The organism is Streptomyces sp. NPDC058198 (assembly GCF_042882605.1).
Taxonomy (GTDB): Bacteria; Actinomycetota; Actinomycetes; order Streptomycetales; family Streptomycetaceae; genus Streptomyces.
Window position 1 is genome coordinate 152041 of sequence record NZ_JBHVVP010000007.1, and the last position, 25706, is coordinate 177746.

The following is a 25706-nucleotide window of genomic DNA, read 5'->3' on the forward strand; positions in this document are numbered from 1 at the left end:
ACTCCCTTCGCGCTCGAAACATCTGAGGAAGGTTCACGGACGATGCCGGACGAAAAGAAGCTCGTCGAATACCTGAAGTGGGTCACGACGGACCTGCACCAGACCCGCCAACGCCTCCAGGAGGCCGAATCCGGCCGCCACGAGCCGGTGGCGATCGTCGGGATGGCGTGCAGGTTCCCCGGCGGGGTCCGGTCCCCGGAGGACCTGTGGGAACTGCTCGCCTCCGGCCGGGACGCGATCTCCGGGTTCCCCGCCGACCGCGGCTGGGACCTGGAGGCGCTCGCCGGTGACGGGGAGGGACACAGCGCCACCCAGGAAGGCGGCTTCCTGTACGACGCACCCGAGTTCGACCCCGCCTTCTTCGGGATCTCGCCGCGCGAGGCGCTGGCGATGGACCCCCAGCAGCGGCTGCTGCTGGAAGTGTCCTGGGAAGCCATCGAGCGTACGGGCATCGACCCGGCCGGGCTGCGCGGCAGCAGGACCGGGGTGTTCGTCGGCACCAACTCCCAGGACTACGCGCACCTCGTCCTCGCCTCGCAGGACGACATGGGCGGCTACGCGGGCAACGGCCTCGCGGCCAGCGTCATGTCCGGCCGGCTGTCCTTCGTCCTCGGTCTCGAAGGGCCCGCGGTCACCCTCGACACCGCCTGCTCCTCGTCGCTGGTGACGCTGCACCTCGCCGCGCAGGCCGTACGGAACGGCGAATGCTCGCTGGCGCTGGCCGGCGGGGTGACCGTGATGACGACCTCGTCGAGCTTCGCCGGGTTCAGCCTGCAGGGCGGCCTCGCCCCCGACGGGCGCTGCAAGGCGTTCTCCGACGCGGCGGACGGTACCGGCTGGTCCGAGGGCGTCGGCATGCTGGTGGTCGAGCGGCTGTCGGACGCCCAGCGCAACGGGCACGAGATCCTCGCGGTGCTGCGCGGCAGCGCGGTCAACCAGGACGGCGCGTCCAACGGGCTCAGCGCCCCCAACGGCCCTTCGCAGCAGCGGGTGATCCGCCAGGCCCTGGCCGGCGCCGGGCTCTCCCCGGCAGACGTGGACGCGGTCGAGGCCCACGGTACGGGTACCACCCTCGGCGACCCGATCGAGGCCGGGGCCCTGCTGGCCACCTACGGGCAGGACCGCGACCCGGAGCGCCCGCTGTGGCTGGGCGCGGTCAAGTCGAACCTCGGTCACACCCAGGCGGCGGCGGGTGTCGCGGGCGTGATGAAGATGGTGATGGCGCTCCGCAACGGCGTCCTGCCCGAGACACTCCATGTGGACGCGCCGTCGTCGCACGTGGACTGGTCGGCCGGCGGCGTACGGCTGCTGACGAAGCCGGTGGAGTGGCCGGAGGGCGACCGGGTGCGCCGCGCCGGCGTCTCGTCGTTCGGGATCAGCGGCACCAACGCGCACGTACTCATCGAGCAGGCCCCACCGGCCGAGCCCGACGCCGCCGCGCCCGCCCAGGCGCCGGCCGCGCCGCCGAAGGCCGTGCCGTGGCCGGTGTCGGCCAGGAGCGAGGCCGCGCTCGACGCCCAGCTGGAGCGGATCCGCTCCTTCGCGGACGCCGGCCCCGGCCGGAACCCGGTCGATGTCGGCTTCTCGCTCGCCACGACCCGGTCCGCCTTCGAGCACCGGGCGGTGCTGCTGGCGTTCGGCGCAGACGTCGTCCAGGCGGCGCGCGGCGTGGCCGCCAAGGGCCCGCTGGCGGTGCTGTTCTCGGGCCAGGGATCCCAGCGGCTCGGGATGGGCCGCGAGCTGTACGGCCGGTTCCCCGTCTTCGCCGAGGCGCTGGACGCCGTACTCACCCAGCTGGACGGGGAGCTGGACCGTCCGCTGCGGGACGTGATCTGGGGCGACGACGCGGTCCTGCTCAATGACACCGGCTACACCCAGCCGGCGCTGTTCGCCCTTGAGGTGGCGCTGTTCCGGCTGGTCAGGTCCTGGGGAGTCAAGGCGGACTTCCTGGCCGGTCACTCGATCGGTGAGATCACGGCCGCCCATGCGGCCGGGGTGTTCTCGCTGGAGGACGCCTGCCGCCTGGTGGCCGCCCGGGCCCGGCTGATGCGGGCGCTGCCGGCCGGCGGGGCGATGGTGGCCGTACGGGCCACCGAGGACGAGGTGACCGCGCTGCTGGACGACCGGGTGTCGGTCGCCGCGGTCAACGGCCCCGACGCGGTGGTGATCTCCGGCCACGAGGACGCGGTGCTGGAGATCGCGGAACGGCTGGCGGCCGAGGGACGCAAGACCACCCGGCTGTCCGTCAGCCACGCGTTCCACTCGCCGCTGATGGAACCGATGCTCGACGAGTTCCGCGCGGTGGTGGAGGGGCTGTCGTTCCAGCAGCCGACCGTACCCGTCGTCTCGAACCTGACCGGGGACCTGGCCCCGTCCGACGAGCTCGGCTCCGCCGAGTACTGGGTCCGGCACGTCAGGCAGGCGGTCCGGTTCGGCGACGGGGTGCGGACGCTCGCCCGGCGCGGCGTGAAGACCTTCCTCGAACTGGGCCCGGACGGGGTGCTCTCCGCCCTGGTGGGGGAGTCCGTGCAGGACCCGTCCGTCACCGCGGTGCCGGTCCTCACCAAGAACCACCCCGAGGAGAGCGCCGCCGTCACCGCGCTCGCCGGGCTGTACGCCCACGGCGTGGCCGTCGACTGGGCCGGGCTGTTCTCCGGCACGGGCGCGCGCCGGGTGGACGTGCCGACGTACGCCTTCCAGCGCGAGCGGTTCTGGCCCACGGTGCGGATGCCGGCCGGCGACGCGTCGGGCCTCGGCCTGGTCGCCGCGGGGCACCCGCTGCTGGGCGCGGCGATGATGATGGCCGGGGCGGACGAGACCGTACTGACCGGCAGGCTGTCGGCGCAGTCGCATCCCTGGCTGGCCGACCATCGGATCTCGGGCCGGATCGTGCTGCCGGGCACGGCCTTCGCGGAACTCGCCGTCCGGGCCGGGGACCAGTCGGGCCAGGACCGGGTGGCGGAACTGACGCTGCTCGCCCCGCTCGTGCTGACCGAGCGGGACGCGGTCTCGATACAGGTGCGGGTGGGCGCGGCGGACGAGTCGGGGGGCCGCGAGCTGACCATCCACTCCCGCCCCGACGGCCGGGACGCCCAGGACGGACAGCCCTGGACGCTGCACGCCCGCGGTGTGCTGACAGCCGGCGGACCGGCGGGTGAACTCGCCGGGGACAGCGCCGGATTCGACACCGCCGTCTGGCCGCCGCGCGACGCTTCCCCCGTACCCCTGGACGGTCTGCACGCGCGGCTCGCCGACGCCGGACTGGCCTACGGGCCGGTGTTCCAGGGCCTGTCGGGCGTATGGCGGCGCGAGAGCGAGGTCTTCGCCGAGGTGTCGCTGCCCTCGGCGGCCGACGACGCCGCGGCGTTCGGTATCCACCCGGCGCTGCTGGACGCCGCGCTCCGGGCGGCGGGCGCGCTGGACGCCGACGGCGCCGCCACCGTCCCCGTGTCGTGGAGCGGTCTCACCCTGCACGCCGGCGCCGCCTCCGCCCTGCGGGTACGGATCACCGCGGCCGGTCCCGGCGAGGTGGCGCTGACCGCCGTCGACGCGACAGGCGCCCCGGTGCTCTCGGTGGACTCGCTGGTCCTCGGCCCGCCCTCCGGGGAGCCGCAGGCGACGCCCGCCGGCAGCGGCCCCGAGCGCGGTTCGCTGTTCGCCGTCGACTGGGTGCCCGCCGCGGTGGATCCCGCGTCCGTCACCGGTACCCGGTGGGCGGTGGTCGGCGCGGACGAACTCGACCTGGGCTACGCGATGCACCGCGCGGACGAGACCGTCAGCGCGTACGCGGACTCCCTGACCGGCGCGGTCGGCGACAGCGGGGTCGCCCCCGATGTCTTCCTGGTGCCCGTCGTCGGCGACGCGGACCAGGACCGGCCCGCGTCGGTGCGCGCCCTGACGTCCTGGGTGCTCGGCCTGATCCAGGAGTGGCTGAACGAGCCGCGGCTGGCGGGATCGCGGATGGTCTTCCTCACCCGCGGTGCGGTCGCCCTCGACGGCGAGGACGTCCAGGATCTGGCCGCGGCCGCCGTATGGGGTCTGGTGCGGTCGGCGCAGACGGAGAACCCGGGCAGCTTCCTGCTGGTCGACATGGACGACACGTTCCTGTCGGCCGGGGTGCTGCCGGGCCTGCTCGCCCTCGACGAGCAGCAGATGGTGGTGCGCTCCAACACCGTCCGCGTCGGACGGCTGACGCGGCTTCCCGAGAGCGGGGACGCCTCCCCGGCCGGGGGCGCGGGGCCGGCCTGGGACCGCGAGGGCACCGTACTGATCACCGGTGGTACCGGTGGCCTCGGCGGGGAGCTGGCGCGGCACCTGGTCGCCGAGCACGGCGTACGGCATCTGCTGCTGGCCAGCCGGCGCGGACCGGCGGCGCCGGGCGCGGCGGAGCTGCTCGCGGCCCTCGCCGAGCAGGGCGCGGAAGCCGCCGCGGTCGCCTGCGACCTGGGGGACCGGGACGCGGTGACCGCGCTGCTGGCGGGTGTGCCCGCCGAGCGTCCGCTGACCGCGGTGGTGCACACCGCCGGGGTGCTGGGCGACGCGCTGACCGGCTCGCTGACGCCGGAACTGCTGGAGCGCGTGATGCGGCCGAAGGTGGATGCCGCCTGGTATCTGCACGAGGCGACCCGCGACCTCGACCTGTCCGCGTTCGTGCTCTACTCCTCCATCTCCGGTGTGCTGGGCAGCCCCGGCCAGGGCAACTACGCGGCGGCCAACGCGTTCCTCGACGCGCTCGCCCAGCACCGCGCCGGCCTGGGGCTGCCCGCGGTGTCCCTCGCGTGGGGGCCATGGGAGCAGGGCAGTGGCATGACCAGCCATGTCAGCGCCACCGACCTGGAGCGGATGGCCCGCGGCGGTATGCCGCCGCTGGCCATGGAGCAGGGCCTCGCGCTCTTCGACGCCGCCACCGCCCGCGGCCGTACGACGGTGGTCCCGACCCGGCTCAATGTGGCCGGACTCCAGGAACAGCAGGCGCTGCCGGCGCTCTGGCGCGAGCTGGTGCCCCGTACCCGGCGCTCGGCCGCCGCGGCCGACCGCTCGCCGGTCACCCTGCGGGAGCGGCTGCGGCACCTCGGCGCGGCCGAGCAGGAGAACCTGCTCATCGAACTCGTGGTGGGCTACTCCGCCGGTCTGCTCGGGCACCGCGACCCCAGCGGGGTCGACCCCGAACGCGGCTTCCTGGAGCTGGGCTTCGACTCGCTGGTCTCCGTCGGGCTGCGCAACCAGCTCTCCGACGCGCTCGGCCTGCGGCTCCCCAGCTCGGTGGTGTTCGACAACGGGACGCCCATGAAGCTCGCCCGCTGGCTGCACGGCGAGCTCGCGGGACAGCTCGCCCCGTCCACCGCGAGCGGCACCTCCGCCGCCGCCGCGCGGCCGGCCGCGAGCATGGACGAGACGCTGGAAGGTCTCTTCTACGCCGCGGTCAAGGGCGGGAAGATGGTCGAGGGCATGCGCATGCTGAAGGCGGTCGCCAACACGCGGCCCACCTTCGAGACCCCCGCCGACCTGGAGGAACTGTCGGCGCCCGTCGTCCTGGCGGACGGCCCGAGCAACCCGAGGCTGGTCTTCGTCAGCGCCCCCGGCGCCACCGGCGGCGTCCACCAGTACGCGCGCATCGCGGCGCACTTCCGCGGCAAGCGGCATGTCTCCGCGCTGCCGCTCATGGGGTTCGCCCCCGGTGAGTCGCTGCCGGCCACCAGCGAGGCCGCGGCCCGCATCGTGGCGGAGAGCGCCTTGCACGCCAGTGACGGCGAACCCTTCGTCCTGGTGGGGCACTCGACGGGCGGCTCGCTCGCCTATCTGGCCGCCGGGGTGCTGGAGGAGACCTGGGGGATCACGCCCGAGGCGGTGATCCTGCTGGACACCGCGTCCATCCGCTACCGGGTGGGCGAGGGCAAGGACCTGGACAGGACCACCCGGTACTACCTCGCCGACATCGACTCGCCGTCGGTGACGCTGAACAGCGCCAGGCTGTCCGCGATGGCGCACTGGTTCATGGCGATGACCGACATCGAGTCGGTGCCCACCAGCGCGCCCACGCTCCTCGTCCGGTGCATGGAGTCGCTGGACGGCTTCCTGTTCGACACCGCGGGGGTTCCCGCGAACGAGATCCGTGAGATCGAGGCCAACCACCTGTCGCTCGCCAAGGAACACTCCGCGCTGACCGCGCGGACCATCGAGGAGTGGCTCGACGGCCTGCCGGCCACCGAGGCGTAACCGTGCGGTCCTGGCGGCGGGGCCGCGCCGCCGGGACCGCACGCACCGACACACACCGGGGGCCGCCCCGGCCCGGTCCCGGTCCGTGGGCGGTCGGGGCCCAGCACACACGCACCACCGTCCAGAGGAGAATCCCCATGACCACATCCCAAGAGCTGCCCTCGCTCAAGGGCCAGCAGCAGTCCGTGCTGCGGCTGAGCCCGCTGCTGCGCGAGCTCCAGGCCGAGAACCCCGTGTGCAAGGTGCGCACCCCCGCCGGTGACGAGGGATGGCTGGTGACCCGCCACGCCGAACTCAAGGAACTGCTCCGCGACGAGCGGCTGGGACGGGCGCACGCCACCCCGGCCACCGCCCCGCGCTATGTCCACAACCCCTTCCTCGACATGCTCGTCAGCGACGACGCCGAACTGGCCAGGAAGCTGCACACCGAGACCCGGGCGCTGCTCACCCCGAACTTCTCGGCCCGGCGCGTGCTCAACATGATGCCGAAGGTGGAGGCCATCGCCGAGGGCGTGCTGGCGAACTTCATCGCCCAGGGCCCGCCCGCCGATCTGCACAGCCAGTTCTCGCTGCCGTTCTCGCTGGCCGTCCTCTGCGAACTGATCGGCGTCCCCACCGAGGACCACGGTCTGCTCGTCAGCCATCTGTCCCGGATGGGCGGTCTCGACGACCCGGACACCGTCCAGGGCGGGCAGCAGGACCTCTTCGGCTACCTGGTGGAGCTGGCCGGCCGGAAGAGGGCCGAGCCCGGCGACGACGTGATCTCACGGCTGTGTGTGAGCGAGCCCTCCGACGAGCGTATCGGGCCGGTCGCGGCCGGGGTCCTGTTCGCCGGACTGGAAGCCGTCGCCAGCCATGTCGACCTCGGCGTGGTGCTGTTCACCCTCTACCCCGAGCAGCGCGCGGCGGCCATGGGCGACCCGAAGCTGATGGCGGGCGCGGTGGAGGAGATCCTGCGGTCCGCCAAGGCCGGCGGCTCGGTGCTCCCGCGGTACGCCACCGACGACGTGGAGATCAGCGGCGTCACCATCCGCACCGGTGACCTGGTCCTGCTGGACTTCACCCTCTCCAACTTCGACACGCGGGTCTTCGACGAACCCGAGCTGTTCGACATCACCCGGTCCCCCAACCCGCATCTGACGTTCGGTCATGGGATGTGGCACTGCATCGGCGCCCCGCTGGCCCGGATGCAGCTGAGGACCGCGTACACCCTGCTCTTCACCCGGCTGCCCGAGCTGAGCCTCGCGCTCCCGGTCGAGGAGCTCCAGGTGCTGGGCGGCCAGCTCTCCGCCGGCCTCACCGAGCTGCCGGTCAGCTGGTAGCGCGGTCCCGCGCGACAGCGCCAACGGGCGCTGCCCCCACCGACGGTGGGGGCAGCGCCCGTTGTATAGGCGGGAGCCGCTCAGCTCTCCCGTACGGTGATCGCCTGTGACGGGCAGATCAGGCCCGCCTGCCGCGCCGCGTCCCGCGCCGGATCGTCCGACGGCTCCTCCAGGACCATGACGATCCCGTTGTCGTCCTGGTCGAAGACATCGGGAGCCGACAGCACGCACTGTCCCGCTCCGACACAGCGGTCGGTGTCCACGCTGATCTGCACCATCATTCCTCCGTCGGTTGCTTACGGTCTTGCCGGGGGCCGCCCATGATCGCCTGCCGGTCCTACCAGCGGACGGGCAGCTCGTGCAACCCGTACAGCACTCCGTCGTACTTGAGCGGCAGTTCTTCGACCGGCACCGCCAGCTCCAGCGAGGGGATCCGCTCGAACAGCGTCCGGTAGGCGATGTCCATCTCGACCCGGACCAGATTCTGTCCGAGGCACTGGTGCACGCCATACCCGAACGCCACATGCGAGCGGGCCGACCTGCCGGGGTCGAACTCGTCGGGACGGTCGAAGACGGTCCCGTCATGGTTGGCCGCGGCCACCAGCGGCACGATGCCCTCGCCCGCCTTGATCAGCTGACCGCCGATCTCCACATCCTCGACGGCCACCCGGAAGGCCACCAGGTCGGCCACCGAGTAGTAGCGCAGCAGCTCCTCCACCGCCCGCTCGTCGCCGATCCACTTCGGATTGGTCAGCAGGGTGACCACCCCGAGGCCGATGTTGTTCGCCGTCGTCTCGTGCCCCGCGATCAGCAGGAGCATCGACACGCCGGACAGTTCCTGCTTGCTCAGCGTCCCCTCGCCCAGCAGTTGACTGATGAGGTCGTCGCCCGGCCGCTTCTGCTTGATGGTGATCAGCCGGTTGAGATAGCGCAGCAGCGCCATGGACGCCGCCTGGCGCTGCTCGTCCGTGGAGGTCAGCGTGACCAGGACCCGGGTCTTCGTCTCGAAGAAGTCGCGGTCCGCGTTGGGCACGCCGAGCAGACTGGAGATCACCAGCGACGGCACGGACAGCGCGAAGTCGGCGATCAGATCGGCGGTGTTGCCCGCCGCGAGCATGGCGTCGATGCGCTCGTCGACGATCTGCTGGATCGCCGGCCGCATCTCCCTGACCTTGCGCACCGTGAACTCGGGAATCAGCGTCTTGCGGAACCTGCCGTGCTCCGGCGGGTCCAGCGCCACGAACCAGCCGGGCACCTCGTCCTGGGACGGGACACCGCCGGTCTTCGCCGCCCGGGGGAAACCCGGGTGCGAGGGGTTGGAGCTGATCCGCGGATCGGTGAGCACCGTACGTACGTCTTCGTGCCGCGTCACCAGCCATACCCGGACCCCGGAGGGCAGCGTCGTCTGTACGAGGCCGTCCTGCGCGCGGAAGTCCGCGTACTCCGGCGGCGGAAAGGTCTGGCCGGGCCGCCGCAGCGGGAAGGCGACCGGGCACCTGTCAGTAGTTGTCATCTTTTAGGTTCCTCTGAGGATCGGAACTTCCCGTGTCGTCCGTGTCGTACTCCCTCGCGGGGCTCACGAGGCGCCGTAGAACGCACGGACCTTCTCCGTGATGAATTCCTGGTCGTCCTTGGTCAGCCCGGTATGGGTCGGCAGATAGAAGCCGTCCTCGCTGAAACGGCTGGCGTTCAGCGACGGCCAGTCCGCGTCGTAGTAGCCGGGCTGCCGGCTCATCGGCTTGAAGAACAGCCGGGTCTCGACGCCCTCGGCCGCGAGGAAGGCACGCAGCTCCTCACGGCGTTCCGCGCGCAGGTCGTACATCCACAGCACGTCGCGCGGCGGCATCAGCGTGATCCCGTCGACGCCCCGCAGCCCCTCGTCGTAGCGCCGCTCGATCTCCCGGCGGGTCTCCAGGATCGAGTCCAGCTGCTCGGTCTGCGCCAGGGCGACGGCCGCCTGCATGCTCGTCATACGGAAGTTGTAGGCGAGCTTCTTGTGCAGGAAGCTGTGGTCCTTGGTGAAGGCCATCGCGCGCAGATGGGCCATCTGCTCGGCCAGCCGCTCGTCATTGGTGAGACAGACACCGCCCTCGCCGGCGGTGATGATCTTGTTGGCGAAGAGCGAGAAGCAGGCGATGTCGGCGACCGGCCGTACGCCGTGCGCCTCGGCGGAGTCCTCCACGACACGCAGGTTGTACTCGTAGGCGATATCCATGATCTGGTCCATGTCGCACCGCCGCCCGTAGATGTGCACGGGCATGATCACCTTGGTCCTGGCGGTGATCTTCTCCTCGATGAGCGAGACATCGATGTTCAGGTCGTCCCCGCAGTCCACGAAGACGGGGGTCGCGCCCACATAGGTGACCGCCCAGGCACTCGCGATCATCGTGAACTCGGGGACGATCACCTCGTCGCCGGGACCGATGCCGAGCGCCCGCAGGGCAAGGGTGAGCGCCGTCGTACCCGAGGAACAGGCGACGCCGTGCGCCACCCCGTTGTACCGGGCGAACTCCTCCTCGAACCGCCGGACATAGGGCCCCTGCGACGAGATCCAGCCGTCGCTGACGGCCTCGGTCACATACTCGAGCTCACGCCCGCCGAGCCAGGGTTTGGAAACCGGATGGGTGAAAGACATGGGATGCCCCGATCAGTGAGTAGCGGGTGCTGTGGCGAGTACCGGGAGGCCGAGCAGCAGGTCCGCCGCCGAACTCCGGCCGCCCGCCGCGCGCAGAAGCTCTCCGAAGTGCTCCGCGCGCTCGCGGAACGCGCTGTCGTCGAGCACCCGGGTGAGCTTGTCGTACACATCGTCCGGATCGACGGTCTCCGGACGGTCGAGGGTCAGGCTGACGCCGAAGTCCTGGCCGCGGACGGCCTGGTCGTCGCAGTCCACCCAGAGCGGCCGCACCACCAGCGGCTTACCGAAGTACAGCCCCTCGTGATAGCCGTTGCCGCCCGCGTGGGTGAAGAAGACCTTGACGTTCGGATGGGCCAGGACATCGAGCTGCGAGGGAACCCAGCTCTCGATCCGCAGATTGTCCGGCAGATCCTCCGGCAGCAGGTGCTGCTGTTCCCTGGGCAGTTTCCACAGGACCGCGTGCCGGTCCGACAGCCGCCGTGTGACCTCCACCAGCGCGCCGACCTGCTCACGCGTCAGCCTGGTGATCGTGCCGAACCCCATGTAGACGACGGAGTCCTGGGCGGCGAGCCAGTCGGAGAGGCCGTCGTCGTCCGGTGCCTGCGGCAGCGGCGGCACCATGGCGCCGACCAGTCGCATCTTGTCCGGCACGGGGAAGGGGTAGTCCAGTTCGGGCACCGAGTAGCACAGCACCATCTCGGCATGGTCGATCCTGGCCATCATCGCGCGTGCCTCGGGCGCGATCCCCAGCTCCTCGCGGATCTGGTTGTCCTCCTCGACCACCTTCCGCATCGAAGAGGTCATGAACATCCCCAGCGTCCGCAGCCGGAACAGCTGGTTGGCCACCCGCTGCGGGAAGCTCATGTCCAGCGGAAGACCGGAGTGCGGCACCGGGAAGCCGCCCGGGGTGTAGGACTTGGCGAAGGGCACGTGCGACGTGAGCACATTGCTGGGCACGAACGGCACGCCCAGCACGAAGGGAATCTTCTTGGTGATGGCCAGTTCATAACCGAACTGGCACATGCTCTCGATCACCATCAGCGCCGGCTTGACCTCGTCGACGACGGCTTCCAGACGCCGGTACTTCTCGACCCGCGACCGCGGCGCGAACGAGTGCTTGATGACCGCGCGATGCGCCTTGAACCGCGAACGCTGGGTCACCTCCCGATACGTCTCGTCGTCCCAGGTGACGGCCGACATCTCGGACACGACCTCGCCGAGGGACGCGAACTCGACAGGGGTTTTGACTTCGACCGCTCCGATATCGGAGCGTCCTTTCTCATCCGTCGCGAACCACAGGTCTTCCACTCCGCGACGTGACAATTCCTCCGCCAGCACGAGCAGCGGGTTGAGGAGACCGCTTTCGGCATAGCTGACGAACAGGATCGGCCGCCGAATCGAGTCCATGGACAACACCCTTCGGAAGTGGCAGTCCGATGGCTCGGTGCCACGCGTACACACACGGCCGGTCGCCGGGTGGCCGCGTTCATCGCCGCCGCCCCCCGGTCCGCGCCGTCCCGAGGGGACCGGCGCCGGCCGGCATCGACGGGCGCGCCGCGCGATGAAGCGGGACAGTAACTTGGTCTCACACCACGTTCCGGAGAATCCCTAGTCTTCGTGCCGTCCCGCGACTTTGTGCGTGCTGTACGAGCCGTCCGCGCGCCGCCGCGCAATGACCGGCGGGGGATCCGGCGAATTCCTTAGGGAAAAGTACAGCCTTGCCGCCCATACGATCCGGCACGGAGAGATGTCCGTGGCCCGACTTTCCCTAGGGGTGTGCAACGTGATGACGATCGGAGCCGACGAAGACCCGGTAGTGGTCGTCGGGATGGCGTGCCGCTATCCGGGCGGCGTGCGCTCCCCCGAGGAGCTGTGGGATCTGGTCCTGACGGACCGCGACGCGATCTCCGGCTTCCCGGCGGACCGCGGCTGGGACCTGGACACGCTCGCCGGCGAAGGACCCGGCCGCAGCGTGACCCGCGAGGGAGGATTCCTCCACGAGGCGGCCGACTTCGACGCCGGCTTCTTCGGTATGTCGCCCCGCGAGGCGGTGTCCACGGACCCGCAGCAGCGTCTGGTGCTGGAAACGTCGTGGGAGGCCGTCGAACGGGCCGGGATCGACCCGCTGTCGCTGCGCGGCAGCAGGACCGGCGTGTTCGTCGGCACCAACGGCCAGGACTACGCCACCGTCACCCAGCGCTCGCGGGAGGACCTGGCAGGCCACGCCATGACCGGCCTCTCGCCCAGCGTCGCCTCCGGGCGGCTCGCCTACACCCTCGGTCTCGAAGGACCGGCGATCACGGTGGACACCGCTTCCTCCTCCTCGCTGGTGGCCCTGCACTGGGCGGCGCGTTCGCTGCGCTCGGGGGAGTGCTCGATGGCCCTGGCCGGGGGCGTCACGGTGATGTCCACCCCGGTGGGATTCGTCGGCTACTCCCGGCAGGGCGGCCTGGCACCCGACGGCCGCTGCAAGGTGTTCTCCGACGACGCGGACGGCACCGCCTGGGCCGAGGGCGTGGGCATCGTGGTGCTGGAACGCCTGTCCGACGCACGGGCCAACGGGCACCCCGTCCTCGCCGTCATCCGCGGCTCCGCCACCAACCAGGACGGCGCGTCGAACGGGCTGACCTCACCGAGCGGCCAGGCTCAGGAGCGGGTGATCCGTCAGGCGCTGGCCGATGCGGGCCTCTCCCCGGCCGAGGTCGACGTGGTGGAGGCGCACGGCACCGGTACGAAGCTCGGCGACCCGATCGAGGCGCAGGCGCTGCTGGCCACGTACGGCCAGGGCCGCGCCCCCGGACGCCCGCTGTGGCTCGGCTCCCTCAAGTCGAACATCGGGCACGCCCAGGCGGCCGCCGGTGTCGGGGGCGTCATCAAAATGGTGATGGCCATGCGGTACGGGCTGATGCCGCGCACCCTGCATGTGAACAAGCGGACGTCCCAGGTGGACTGGGCGAGCGGCGCCGTGGAGTTGCTGACCGAGCCGGTCCTGTGGGGCGAGGACGGGCGTCCGCGCCGGGCGGGGGTGTCGTCCTTCGGCATCAGCGGCACCAACGCCCACATGATCATCGAGCAGGCCCCGGCGGCCGAGCCGCGGACAGGCCCGCCCGCCCCGCCCGCCAGCGAGCCCGAAACGGCGCCCGCCGTCGTGCCATGGCTCGTATCGGCCAGGACCGAGGCGGCCCTCGACGCCCAACTGGCCCGCCTCACCTCCTTCGTGGACGGCCACCCCGGGCTCAGCCCGGTGGATGTCGGCTTCTCGCTGGCGACGGGCCGGGCGGCGCTGCGCCACCGGGCCGTGCTGCTCCCCTCCCTCGCGCCCGGCGAGGCGCGGAGCGTGGGCGAAGCGGCCCGCGGCGTGGCCGGCGACGGCGCCACAGCGGTGCTCTTCCCCGGCCAGGGCAGCCAGCGGCTCGGTATGGGACGCGAACTGTACGAGCGTTTCCCGGCGTTCGCCGACGCCCTGGACGCGGTGGAGTCCGAACTGAACGCGTACCTCGACCGCCCGCTGCGCGCGGTCATGTGGGGTGACGACCCGGAGCGGCTGAACCGTACCGGCTGGACCCAGCCCGCCCTGTTCGCCATCGAGGTGGCGCTGTTCCGCCTGATGGAGTCCCTCGGCGTACGCCCCGCTGTCGTGGGCGGCCACTCGATCGGCGAGATCGCGGCCGCGCATGTGGCCGGAGTCTTCTCGCTGGCCGACGCCTGCCGGCTGGTCGCGGCGCGCGCCTCACTGATGCAGGCGCTGCCCCCGGGCGGGGCGATGGTGGCCGTGCAGGCCGCCGAGGACGAGGTCCTGCCGCTGCTCGCCGGGCGCGCGGACGAGGTGTCCGTCGCCGCGGTCAACGGACCCGAGTCCGTGGTGGTCGCGGGCGAGGAGAGCGCGGTCCTGGAGATCGCCGCACACTTCACCGGACTGGCGCGCAAGACGAACCGGCTGTCGGTGTCGCACGCCTTCCACTCCCCGCTGATGGATCCGATGCTCGCGGACTTCCGGCACGTCGTGGAGGGACTGGCCTTCCACGAGCCGGCCGTACCCGTGATCTCTAATCTCACCGGCGAGCTGTCCACCGGGCAGCTGAGCACCCCCGAGTACTGGGTGGAGCATGTACGGCAGGCGGTCCGCTTCGCCGACGGGATCACGGCGCTCCTGGACGAGAACGTGGACGTCCTGCTGGAACTGGGGCCCGGCGGCGTGCTGTCCGCGATGGCCCAGGGCAGCCTGGGCGAGGCGGCCCCGCGCATGACCGTCGTGCCCGCTCTGCGCAAGGACCGTACCGAGGAAACCGCCCTGGTCACCGCGTTGGGCCGGCTGCACACCGCCGGTGTGCCGGTCGACTGGCGCAGCTTCTTCGCGGACCTGGCGGCCCGGCGGGTCGATCTGCCGACGTACGCCTTCCAGCACGAGCGCTTCTGGCCGGCCGCGCCGGCGGACGGCACCGGCGGCTCCGGCGCGGGCGCGACCGGCCACCCCCTGCTATGCGCCACGCTGGAACTCGCCGACGGCGAGGGCCTGGTGTTCACCGGCACCCTCTCGGCGCGCTCGCACCCCTGGCTGGCCGACCACGTGATCGCGGGGCGGATCCTGCTGCCGGGCACGGCCTTCCTGGAACTGGTCGTCCGCGCCGGCGACGAGGTCGGCTGCGACCGGATCGAGCAGCTGGTCCTGACCGAACCCCTCGTCCTGCCCGAACACGGCGCGGCCCGGATCCAGATACGCGTCAGCGCGGCGGACGGGATCGGCTGGCGCGTCGTCACCATCCACTCCAGGCCGGAGGGCGCGGTGAACGAGCCGTGGACGCAGCACGCGACCGGTGTGCTGACACCCGGCTCGGACGAGACCGCGCCGGAGCCCGGACTCGGCGCGGGCGTCTGGCCGCCGGAGGGCGCGGTGCCGGTGGACCTCGAAGACCACTACGAGCGGCTGGCCGACAGCGGCTTCGACTACGGCCCGCTCTTCCAGGGGCTGCGGGCGCTGTGGCGGCGCGGCGACGAGATCTACGCCGAGGCCGCGCTGCCCTCCGGGGTGCCGGACGCGGAGTCGTACGGTCTGCATCCCGCCCTGCTCGACGCGGCCCGGCACGCGGCCATGACGGACGGCGGCAGTCTCCCGCTCTGCTGGCAGGGGGTGTCCCTGCACGCCTTCGGCGCCTCGGCGCTGCGGATACGGCTCTCCCCGCGCGACGACGACGCGATGTCGCTGCTGGCCGCCGACGTCTGCGGGGCGCCGGTGCTCTCGGTCGAGGCGCTGCGCGTACGCCCGTTGTCGGAGGAGGAGAAGGCCCCCGCCCTGCGGGAGGCCCACAGCGGGACCGCGACACCGGCCGAAGGACCGCGGACCACCCGGCCGGCGGCGGCGAAGCCCGGCATGGCGGGCAGCGAAGCGCCCACGCTGGTGACCCGGCTGGAAGGCATGCCGGAGAGCAAGCGGGCCCGCCATCTGCTGGATCTGGTACGGACCGAGGCCGCCGCGGTGCTCGGCCACGGCAGCCCGGACGCCGTCGGCGCCCAGCAGGTCTTCAAGGAAATGGGATTCGACTCACTGGCGGGGGTCGAACTCTGCGACCGGCTCAATGCCCTCACCGGCCGGCGGCTCCCCAGCACGCTCGTATTCAACTTCCCGACCCCGGTTCTGGTGGCCGAGTATCTGTCGGCCAACCTCACCGCCCCCGCCACCGCCGCGACGGGTTCGGCGGACGACGAACTCGCCAGGTTCGAGGCTGTCATGCAATCAGTGCCGGCGGACGGTTCCGAACGCCAGGGGATCGCGGACCGCCTGGAGAAAATCGTTTACACGCTACGACAATCCGCGCCATCCGCAATGCGCTCTTCGGGCGAGGACATCGAGACGGTGTCGGTCGACAGGCTGCTCGACATCATCGATGAAGAGTTCGAAACCACATAACGAATTGTTGCTTTCGTTCGCGACCCGATGATGAGGACGGACCGGTGCCAGAAGACCAGCAGGACAAAGTCGTCGACTACTTGAGGCGGGTCACCTCAGATCTCCGCCGCGCGCGTCAGCGCATCGGCGAACTGGAACTCAAGAACAACGAGCCCATCGCCATTGTGGGAATGAGCTGCCGCCTCCCCGGCGGCGTCCGCTCCCCGGAGGCCCTGTGGGATCTCGTCGATTCCGGTGGCGACGCCATCTCCGGATTCCCGGCGGACCGCGGCTGGAATCTGGACCGGCTCACCGGCGACGGAGAGGGCAGCAGCGCGACCCACGAGGGCGGCTTTCTCTACGAGGCGGCGGAATTCGACGCCGGATTCTTCGGTATCTCCCCGCGCGAGGCCCTCGCGATGGACCCCCAGCAGCGGCTGCTGCTCGAAGTGTCGTGGGAAGCCCTCGAACGGTCCGGGATCGCCCCGAACTCGCTGCGCGGCAGCCAGGCCGGTGTCTTCGTCGGCGCCTACCACTGGGGACAGCCGTCGGCCGGAACGGCCGGAGAGCTCCAGGGGCACGCGCTGACCGGAACCGCGGCCAGTGTGCTGTCGGGCCGGCTCGCCTACACCCTCGGGCTCGAAGGCCCCGCCATGACGGTCGACACGGCCTGCTCCTCCTCGCTGGTCGCGCTGCACGTGGCGGCGCAGTCGCTGCGCAACGGCGAGTCCTCGCTCGCCGTCATCGGCGGCGTCACGGTGCTGTCGGAGCCCTCGGTCTTCGTGGAGTTCAGCAAGCAGGGCGGGCTGGCGCCCGACGGCCGCTGCAAGGCGTTCTCCGACGACGCGAACGGTACGGGTTGGGGCGAAGGCGTCGGCGTACTCGTCGCGGAGCGCCTCTCGGACGCCCGCCGCAACGGGCACCAGGTCCTCGCCGTACTGCGCGGCTCCGCCGTCAACCAGGACGGCGCGTCCAACGGGCTCACCGCGCCCAACGGCCCCTCGCAGGAGCGGGTGGTCCGCCAGGTCCTCGCGCAGGCCGGTCTGTCGACGGCGGATGTGGACGCGGTGGAGGCGCACGGCACCGGCACCAGGCTCGGTGACCCGATCGAGGCGCAGGCGCTGCTGGCGACGTACGGCCAGGACCGGGATCCGGAGCGCCCGCTGTGGCTGGGCTCGCTCAAGTCCAACATCGGTCACACGCAGGCGGCCGCCGGTGTCGCCGGGGTCATCAAGATGGTGATGGCGCTGCGCAACGGGGTGCTGCCGCGGACCTTGCATGCGCAGTCCCCGTCGTCGCAGGTGGACTGGTCCTCGGGCGCGGTGCGGCTGCTGTCGGAGGCCGTGGAGTGGCCGGAGACGGGCAGGCCGCGCCGGTGCGCGGTGTCGTCGTTCGGCATCAGTGGAACGAACGCCCACGCGCTGCTCGAAGAGGCGCCGGCCGCCGAGGAGGCCGAGCCGCAGGCGGAGCCGGTGCCCGTCGCGGGCGGCGTGGTGCCCTGGGTGGTGTCAGGTCGCGGCCGGTCGGCGGTACGGGACCAGGCGACGGCTCTCGTCTCCTGGGCGGAGACCGGTGCGGAGACCGGTCAGCAGCCGCGGCCGGCCGACGTGGGCTTCTCGCTGGTCTCGTCGCGGTCGGTGTTCGACCACCGCGCCGTGCTGGTCGGCGAGGACCACGACGAACTCCTGGCCGGAGCCCGCGCGCTGGGCGCCGCCGAGTCCTGGGCCGGCCTGGTCGACGGTGTGGCCGATGTGGAGGGGAAGACGGTGTTCGTCTTCCCGGGTCAGGGTTCGCAGTGGGTGGGGATGGGGGCTCGTCTGCTGGATGAGTCGCCGGTCTTCGCGGAGCGGATCGGTGAATGTGCGGCGGCTCTCGGCGAGTTCACCGACTGGTCGTTGGTGGATGTGCTGCGGGGTGTCGAGGGCGCGCCGTCCCTGGAGCGGGTGGATGTGGTCCAGCCCGCCTCCTTCTCGGTGATGGTGTCGCTGGCCGCGCTGTGGCGTTCGCGCGGTGTCGAGCCGGACGCCGTGGTGGGGCACTCACAGGGCGAGATCGCGGCCGCGGTGGCCTCGGGCGCGCTGTCGTTGGAGGACGGCGCGCGGGTGGTGGCACTGCGCAGCCAGGCGATCGGCCGGCGACTGGCGGGGCATGGCGGAATGATGTCGCTCCCGCTGCCCGTGGCCGAGGTGGAGAGCCGGCTGGAGGCGTGGTCGGGCCGGGTGTCGGTCGCGGCGGTCAACGGCCCGCGCTCGGTTGTCGTCTCGGGTGAGCCGGAGGCCCTGGACGAGCTGTTCGCGGAGCTGACGGCCGAGGAGGTGCGGGTCCGCCGGATCGCGGTGGACTACGCCTCGCACTCCGCCCAGGTCGAGGACCTGCGCGACGAACTCCTGCGTGAGCTGGGGCCGGTGCGTCCGCGCGTCTCCGAGGTGCCGTTCTTCTCGACGGTCACCGGTGACTGGCTGGACACCGAGCAGATGGACGCCGGGTACTGGTTCAGCAATCTGCGCCAGCGGGTCAGGTTCGCCGACGCGGTCCTCGACCTCCTGGGCAGCGGGCACCGCGCCTTCGTGGAGGTCAGTTCCCATCCGGTGCTGACGATGTCGGTGCAGGACATGATCGACGACGCGGGCGAACCCGCTGTCGCCACGGGGACGTTGCGCCGGGACACGGGTGGTCTGTCGCGGTTCCTGCTCTCGGCCGCCGAGGTCTTCGTCCGTGGCGTCGACGTCGACTGGGCGGGTGTTTTCGCGGGCACGGACGCCCGGCGGGTGGACCTGCCCACCTACGCGTTCCAGCACGAGCGTTTCTGGAACATCCCCGACGTGCTCGACCAGGTCGCCGCGGTCGATCCCCTGGACGCGGCGTTCTGGGCGGCGGTGGAGCAGGAGGATCTCTCCGCGCTGTCCTCGACGCTGCGTACGGACGAGGGCTCGGTGGCCGCCGTGCTGCCGGCGCTGTCGTCCTGGCGCAGGTCGCGCCGGGACCGGTCGACGGTCGATTCCTGGCGCTACCGCGTGTCCTGGTCCCCGGTGAGCACCGTTCCGCAGAAGTCGCTGTCGGGCGCCTGGCTGGTGGTGTCCGCCGAGGGAATCGACGACGCCGAGGTCGTCGGTGCACTGAGCGGATCGGGCGCTGAGGTGCGGCGTCTGGTGCTGGACGAGCCGTGTGTGGATCGTACGGTCCTGGCGGAGCGGCTGGCCGGGAGCGGCGAGGTTGCCGGAATCGTGTCCGTGCTCGCCCGCGCCGAGGAGCCGGGCGAGCGGTACCCCGGCCTGTCCCTCGGGCTCGCTCTGACGGTGTCCCTGGTCCAGGCCCTGGGCGACGCCGGAATCGGCGCCCCGCTGTGGTTCCTCACCCAGGGCGCGGTCTCCACGGGCCGTTCCGACGAGGTCACGTCCCCCGCGCAGGCTCAGGTGGCCGGGGTGGGGTGGACGACGGCGCTGGAGCATCCGCAGCGCTGGGGCGGGGTCATCGATCTGCCGCAGACGCTTGACCAGCGGGCGGCTCAGCGTCTGGTGTCCGCTCTGGCGGGCGCGCTGGGCGAGGAGGACCAGCTCGCCATCCGGTCCTCCGGTGTGCTGACCCGCCGTATCGTCCGCGCCGGCGCCGGCCGGAAGGCCTCGTCCCGCGACTGGAAGCCGCGCGGCACCACGCTCGTCACCGGCGGCTCGGGCACCCTCGCCCCCGGCCTCGCGCGCTGGCTGGCGGCGCACGGCGCCGAGCATCTGGTGCTGGTGAGCCGGCGGGGCATCGAGGCCCCCGGCGCTCCGGAACTCGTCGCCGAACTGGCCGAGCTGGGCACCGAAGCCACCATCGCCGCCTGCGACGTCACCGACCGCGACGCGGTGGCCGCACTCCTGACGAACCTCAAGAACGACGGCCGTACGGTCCGTACGGTCATCCACACGGCCGCCGTTATCGAGCTGTACTCGCTGGCCGAGACCAGCATGGAGTCCTTCTCCGACGTCGTGCACGCGAAGGTCGCCGGCGCCCGGCACCTGGACGAGCTGCTGGACGACGAGGAGCTGGACGACTTCATCCTCTACTCGTCCACGGCCGGCATGTGGGGGAGCGGTCACCACGCCGCGTATGTGGCGGGCAACGCCTACCTCTCCGCCCTCGCCACCCAGCGCCGGGCCCGTGGCCTGCGCACCACCTCGCTGCACTGGGGCAAGTGGCCCGACGACATCGAGCGCGAGCTCGCCGACCCGCACCAGATCCGCCGCAGCGGTCTCCAGTACCTGGACCCGCAGCTGGCGCTGAGCGGGCTGAAGCGGGTCCTGGACGACGACGAGACCGTCATCGGGGTGACGGACGTCGACTGGGACACGTACTACCCCGTCTTCACCTCCGGCCGCCCCACGCGCCTCTTCGACGAGGTGCCCGAGGTACGACGGCAGCTGGCGGAGAGCGCCGAACAGGGCGGCGCGGGGCCGGAGATGAGCGATCTCGCGGCGCGGCTGCACGAGCTGACCGCCCCCGAGCAGGAACGCCTGCTGCTGAATCTCGTCCGTACGGAGGCGGCCGCCGTCCTGGGCCACGCCTCCGCCGAGGTGTTCCCCGAGCGGCGCGCCTTCCGGGATATCGGCTTCGACTCGGTCACCGCGGTGGACCTGCGCAACCGCCTTGTGTCGGCCACCGGTCTGAAGCTGCCGTCGACCATGGTCTTCGACTACCCCAGCCCCGCCGTGCTGGCCGGCTTCCTGCGGTCCCAGGCCGTGGGTGACGCGCAGGCGTCGTCGGCGGCGACCGCGTCCGCCGGTACCGACGCCGACGACGAGCCGATCGCCATCATCGGCATGAGCTGCCGCTACCCCGGCGGCGCAGGCTCCCCCGAAGAGCTGATGCGACTCGCCCTCGACGGCGCCGATGTCATCTCGGAGTTCCCGGCCGACCGTGGCTGGGACGCCCAGGGGCTCTACGACCCCGACCCGGACCGGCAGGGCAGGACCTACTCCGTCCAGGGCGGATTCCTGCACGAGGCGGCCGAGTTCGACCCCGGGTTCTTCGGGATATCGCCGCGTGAAGCGGTGTCCATGGACCCGCAGCAGCGCCTGCTGCTGGAGACCTCCTGGGAGGCCTTCGAGCGCGCCGGAATCGAGCTGGACTCGCTGCGCGGCAGCACCGCCGGTACGTTCATCGGCGCCAGCTACCAGGACTACTCGTCGAGCGTGCAGAACGGAGCCGAGGGCTCCGAGGTGCACATGGTCACCGGCACGGCGGCCAGCGTGCTGTCGGGCCGGGTGTCCTACCTCTTCGGCTTCGAGGGCCCCGCCGTCACCGTCGACACCGCCTGCTCGTCCTCGCTGGTCGCGATGCATCTGGCGTGCCAGTCGCTGCGCAGCGGCGAGAGCTCGCTCGCGCTGGCCGGCGGCGCGGCCGTGATGGCCACCCCGCACGCCTTCGTGGGCTTCAGCCGGCAGCGGGCGCTCGCGCTCGACGGCCGCTGCAAGCCGTTCTCCGAAGCCGCCGACGGGATGACGCTGGCGGAAGGCGTCGGCGTCGTCCTGATGGAGCGCCTCTCGGACGCGCGGCGCAACGGGCACCGCGTGCTCGCGGTGGTACGCGGCTCGGCGATCAACCAGGACGGCGCGTCCAACGGACTCACCGCGCCCAACGGCCCCTCGCAGCAGCGGGTGATCCGCCAGGCGCTGGCCAACGCCGGTCTGTCGACGGCGGACGTCGACGCCGTGGAGGCACACGGCACCGGCACCAAACTCGGCGACCCGATCGAGGCGCAGGCACTGCTGGCGACGTACGGCCAGGACCGGGATCCGGAGCGCCCGCTCTGGCTGGGCTCGCTCAAGTCCAACATCGGGCACACACAGGCAGCCGCCGGGGTCGCCGGGGTCATCAAAATGGTGATGTCCATGCGTGACGGTGTCCTTCCCAGGACGCTGCACGCGGGCACTCCGTCGTCACACGTCGACTGGACCGCGGGCGCGGTGGAACTGCTGCACGAGCAGACCGCGTGGCCGGACGCCGGCCGCCCGAGGCGGGCCGGAGTCTCGTCCTTCGGGATCAGCGGCACCAACGCGCATCTCATCCTGGAACAGGCCCCCGCGGCCGAAGAGCCCGCCGAAGAGCCGGGCGAGGAGACGCCGGACGAGCCCGGACAGGACGCGGCACACGAAGGCGTGCTGCCCTGGCTGATCTCGGCGAAGTCCGACGGAGCGCTGCGCGAGCAGGCGGCCCGGCTGCTCGCCCACGCCGACGCCGACCCTCTCCTGTCGCCCGCGCGGGTGGGCTGGTCGCTGGCGACCGGCCGGTCCACCTTCGCCCACCGCGCGGTGGTGCTCGGCGAGAGCAGGGACGACTTCCTGCGCTCCCTGGACGCGCTGGTCACCGAGCAGAGCGCCGCGGGCGTGGTGCGCGGGGTGGCGGACGAGGACGCGGCCGGCGGCCCGGTGTTCGTCTTCCCCGGCCAGGGATCCCAGTGGTGGGGGATGGGCCGCGACCTGCTCGCGAGCTCCGACGTGTTCCGGGACACCGTGGACGCGTGCGCCGAGGCGCTGGCCCCGTACATCGACTGGTCGCTGCACGACGTGCTGGCCGGTGAAGGAGACCCGGCCCTGCTCGAACGGGTGGACGTGGTCCAGCCCGCGCTGTTCTCGATGATGGTGGCGCTGTCCGCGCTCTGGCGCTCCTACGGCGTCGAGCCCGCGGCGGTGGTCGGCCACTCGCAGGGCGAGATCGCCGCGGCGTACGTGGCCGGCGCGCTGACCCTGGAGGACGCCGCGGCCGTCGTCGCACTGCGCAGCCAGGCCCTGCCCCGTCTTTCCGGCCTGGGCGGCATGATGTCGGTGGCCGCTCCGGTCGAGCGGGTGACGGCCCTGCTGGAACCCTGGAGTGAACTCCTCTCGGTGGCGGCGGTCAACGGCCCCTCCTCGGTCGTCGTGTCCGGCGACGCCCGGGCCCTGGACGAACTGCTCGCCGCGTGCGAACAGCAGAACGTCCGCGCCCGCAAGGTCTCGGTGGACTACGCCTCGCACGGGGCGCACGTCGAAGCGGTACGCGACGAGCTGTCGCGAGTGCTCGCCACGGTCCGCTCCACCTCCCCCCGGGTGCCCTTCTACTCGACGGTGACCGGCGGCCGGCTGGAGACAGCCGCGTTCGACGGCGACTACTGGTACACCAACCTGCGGCAGACGGTACGGATGGAGGAGGCGACCCGGGCGCTGCTGGCCGACGGGCACCGGGTCTTCATCGAGGCCAGCCCGCATCCCGTGCTGGCCGGGCCCATCCAGGAGACCCAGGAGACGGTGGCGGAAGCCGCCGGATCCGCGGTGGTCCTGGGGTCGCTGCGCCGGGACGAGGGTGACACCGGGCGCTTCCTGGCCTCCCTCGCCGAGGCGCATGTGCACGGGACACCGGTCGACTGGCGCACGGCGTTCCCGGCCGGCGGTCTCACCCCGGTGGAGCTGCCGACGTACGCCTTCCAGCGCCGGCGCTACTGGCCGGAGCAGAAGCCCGTCGAGAACGGCGGCGCGGCCGGCACCGACGCGGACGCGGCGTTCTGGCGGCTCGTCGAGAGCGAGGACCTGGAGTCCCTCGCCGACGAACTGGGCGTCGGAGCCAACGGTGAGCGTTCCTCGCTCGGCGCCGTACTGCCCACGCTCTCGGCCTGGCGCGCCAAGTCGCGGGAGCGCTCACTCGTCAACGAGTGGCGCTACCGCGTCGACTGGACCCGGCTGAGCGAGCCGGCCGCCGGCCCTGCCGAGGGCCGCTGGCTCGCGGTGGTCGCGGCAGGCGGGGCCGACGACCCGTGGGTCTCCACCGCGCTCGCCGCGCTCGGCCGGGACACGGTCCTGTTCGAAGCCGGGACCGAGGGCGCCGACCGCACCGTCTGGGCCAAAAGGCTCACTGAACTGACCGCCGACGGAGGCGAGTTCGCGGGCGTGCTGTCGCTGCTGGCCCCCGTCGAGGAAAGGCACCCGGACTTCGGCTCGGTGCCCGGCGGGCTGGCCCTGACACTCACCCTCGTCCAGGCACTGGGCGACGCCGGGCTCGACGCACCGCTGTGGTGCGTCACCCGCGGCGCCGTCTCCGTCGGCCGGGACGACCGGCTGACCAGCCCGGTGCAGGGCGCGCTGTGGGGCCTCGGCCGCGTGGTCGCGCTGGAGCACCCGGACCGCTGGGGCGGTCTGGTCGACCTCCCCGAGGCGGTGGACGCGCGGGCCGTGGCCCGGCTGACCGCCGTACTGGCCGGCCTCGACGGTGAGGACCAGGTCGCCATCCGACCCTCGGGTGTCTACGGACGCCGCATGGTGCACGCCGCGCCCGCGGTCGCCGCCCCCGAACGCCGCTGGCAGGGCCGCGGTACGGCACTGATCACCGGCGGCACCGGCGGTATCGGTGGCCGGGTCGCCCGCTGGATGGCCGAGCGCGGCGCCGAACACCTGGTGCTGACCAGCCGCCGCGGCGAGGACGCGCCCGGCGCGGCCGAACTGCGCGCGGAACTGGAGGAACTGGGCGCCCGGGTCACCATCGCGGCCTGCGACGCCGCCGACCGCGCGGCGCTGGCCGGCGTACTCGCGGCGATCCCCGCCGATTCCCCGCTGACCTCCGTGTTCCACTCCGCAGGGGTGGCGGACGGCGACGACACCGTGCGGTCACTGACGCTCGGACAGCTCGACGCGCTCATGCGGTCGAAGCTGACCGCCGCCCTGCATCTGCACGAACTGACCCGCGACCTCGACCTGGACGCGTTCGTCCTGTTCTCCTCGGGCGCGGCCATCTGGGGCAGCGGCGGCCAGCCCGGATACGCGGCGGCCAACGCGTTCCTCGACGCCCTGGCCGAGTACCGCAGGGCCGAGGGCCTCACCGCCTCGTCCGTCTCCTGGGGCACCTGGGCCGAGGTCGGCATGGCCACGGTCTTCGAGGTCCATGAGCGGCTGCGGCGCCAGGGCGTACGGGCGATGGAACCGGCGCCGGCCCTCGCCGCCCTCCAGCGGATGCTGGAGGACGACGACACGGCCCTCACGGTGGCATCGATGGACTGGGACGTGTTCACCCCCAGCTTCACCGCGACCAGGCCCAGCCCCCTGCTGGCCGGAATCCCGGAGGCCGGCCAGGCGCTGGCCACCGGGAACGGCCTCCCCACCGGCGACACCGACGCCGACGTACCGCCGCTGCGGCGGCGGCTCGACGCACTGCCGACCGCGGAGCGCGCCCGCGCCCTGCTCGAAGCGGTACGCGCCGACGCGGCGGCGACACTCGGCCACGACGTGGCCGACGCCATCCCGGCGACCCGGGCCTTCCGCGACGTCGGGTTCGACTCCGTGACGGCGGTCGAGCTGCGAAACCGGCTGCGGACCGGCCTCGGCCTGCCCCTGCCGGCGGCGCTGGTCTTCGACCACCCGACCCCGGCCGCACTCGCGCAGCATCTCGCCCCGCTCCTCTTCGGGGCCGTACCCGCGCAGGACGCGGACCGGGCGAACGACCCGGAAGCGCGCATGCGCGACGTCCTCGCATCCGTCCCGATCAGCCGACTCCGCAAAGCGGGCCTGCTGGACATGGTGTTGAAACTCGCCACCGCCGACGACGCCGAGGCCCCGGGCCCGGTGGCCGACGGCGGGAGCGACTCGCTCGACGACATGGACGCGGAAAGCCTGCTGCGGCTCGCCACCGAGAACTCGGCGAACTGAAA

At 72.2% G+C, this 25706-nt stretch carries 7 protein-coding genes and 1 pseudogene; 4 read left to right on the forward strand and 4 right to left on the reverse strand.

Annotated features, from left to right (window positions below; genetic code table 11):
* Positions 1-42 precede the first annotated feature (42 nt).
* Positions 43-6216, forward strand: a complete 6174-nt coding sequence (locus tag ACFVWW_RS23770; protein ID WP_389680025.1) for a type I polyketide synthase — start codon at positions 43-45, stop codon at positions 6214-6216.
* A gap of 137 nt (positions 6217-6353) precedes the next feature.
* Entirely contained in the window at positions 6354-7538 is a 1185-nt protein-coding gene (locus ACFVWW_RS23775; protein ID WP_384189136.1) for a cytochrome P450, read from the forward strand.
* 80 nt (positions 7539-7618) lie between these two features.
* Here ACFVWW_RS23775 and ACFVWW_RS23780 read toward each other — a convergent pair whose 3' ends face one another.
* From ACFVWW_RS23780 to ACFVWW_RS23795, 4 genes are all read right to left on the reverse strand, one after another.
* Positions 7619-7813, reverse strand: coding sequence for a ferredoxin (locus ACFVWW_RS23780; protein ID WP_384189134.1), 195 nt, complete (start codon positions 7811-7813; stop codon positions 7619-7621).
* A 62-nt stretch (positions 7814-7875) separates the two neighbouring features.
* Complete coding sequence (locus ACFVWW_RS23785; protein WP_384189132.1) at positions 7876-9051, reverse strand: cytochrome P450; 1176 nt, start codon at positions 9049-9051, stop codon at positions 7876-7878.
* 63 nt (positions 9052-9114) lie between these two features.
* On the reverse strand, positions 9115-10173 hold the full coding sequence (locus ACFVWW_RS23790) for a DegT/DnrJ/EryC1/StrS family aminotransferase (protein ID WP_384189131.1): 1059 nt from the start codon (positions 10171-10173) through the stop codon (positions 9115-9117).
* Positions 10174-10185: 12 nt separating this feature from the next.
* Complete coding sequence (locus ACFVWW_RS23795; RefSeq protein WP_384189130.1) at positions 10186-11580, reverse strand: glycosyltransferase; 1395 nt, start codon at positions 11578-11580, stop codon at positions 10186-10188.
* A gap of 376 nt (positions 11581-11956) precedes the next feature.
* On the opposite strand from ACFVWW_RS23795, the gene ACFVWW_RS23800 reads away from it, so the two are divergent.
* Both ACFVWW_RS23800 and ACFVWW_RS23805 read left to right on the forward strand, forming a co-directional pair.
* Positions 11957-16078: a type I polyketide synthase gene (locus ACFVWW_RS23800; RefSeq protein ID WP_389680028.1), complete on the forward strand. Its 4122-nt coding sequence runs from the start codon at positions 11957-11959 to the stop codon at positions 16076-16078.
* Between the two features lie 59 nt (positions 16079-16137).
* Positions 16138-25704: pseudogene (locus tag ACFVWW_RS23805) on the forward strand (type I polyketide synthase); the annotation flags it as partial.
* Positions 25705-25706 lie beyond the last annotated feature (2 nt).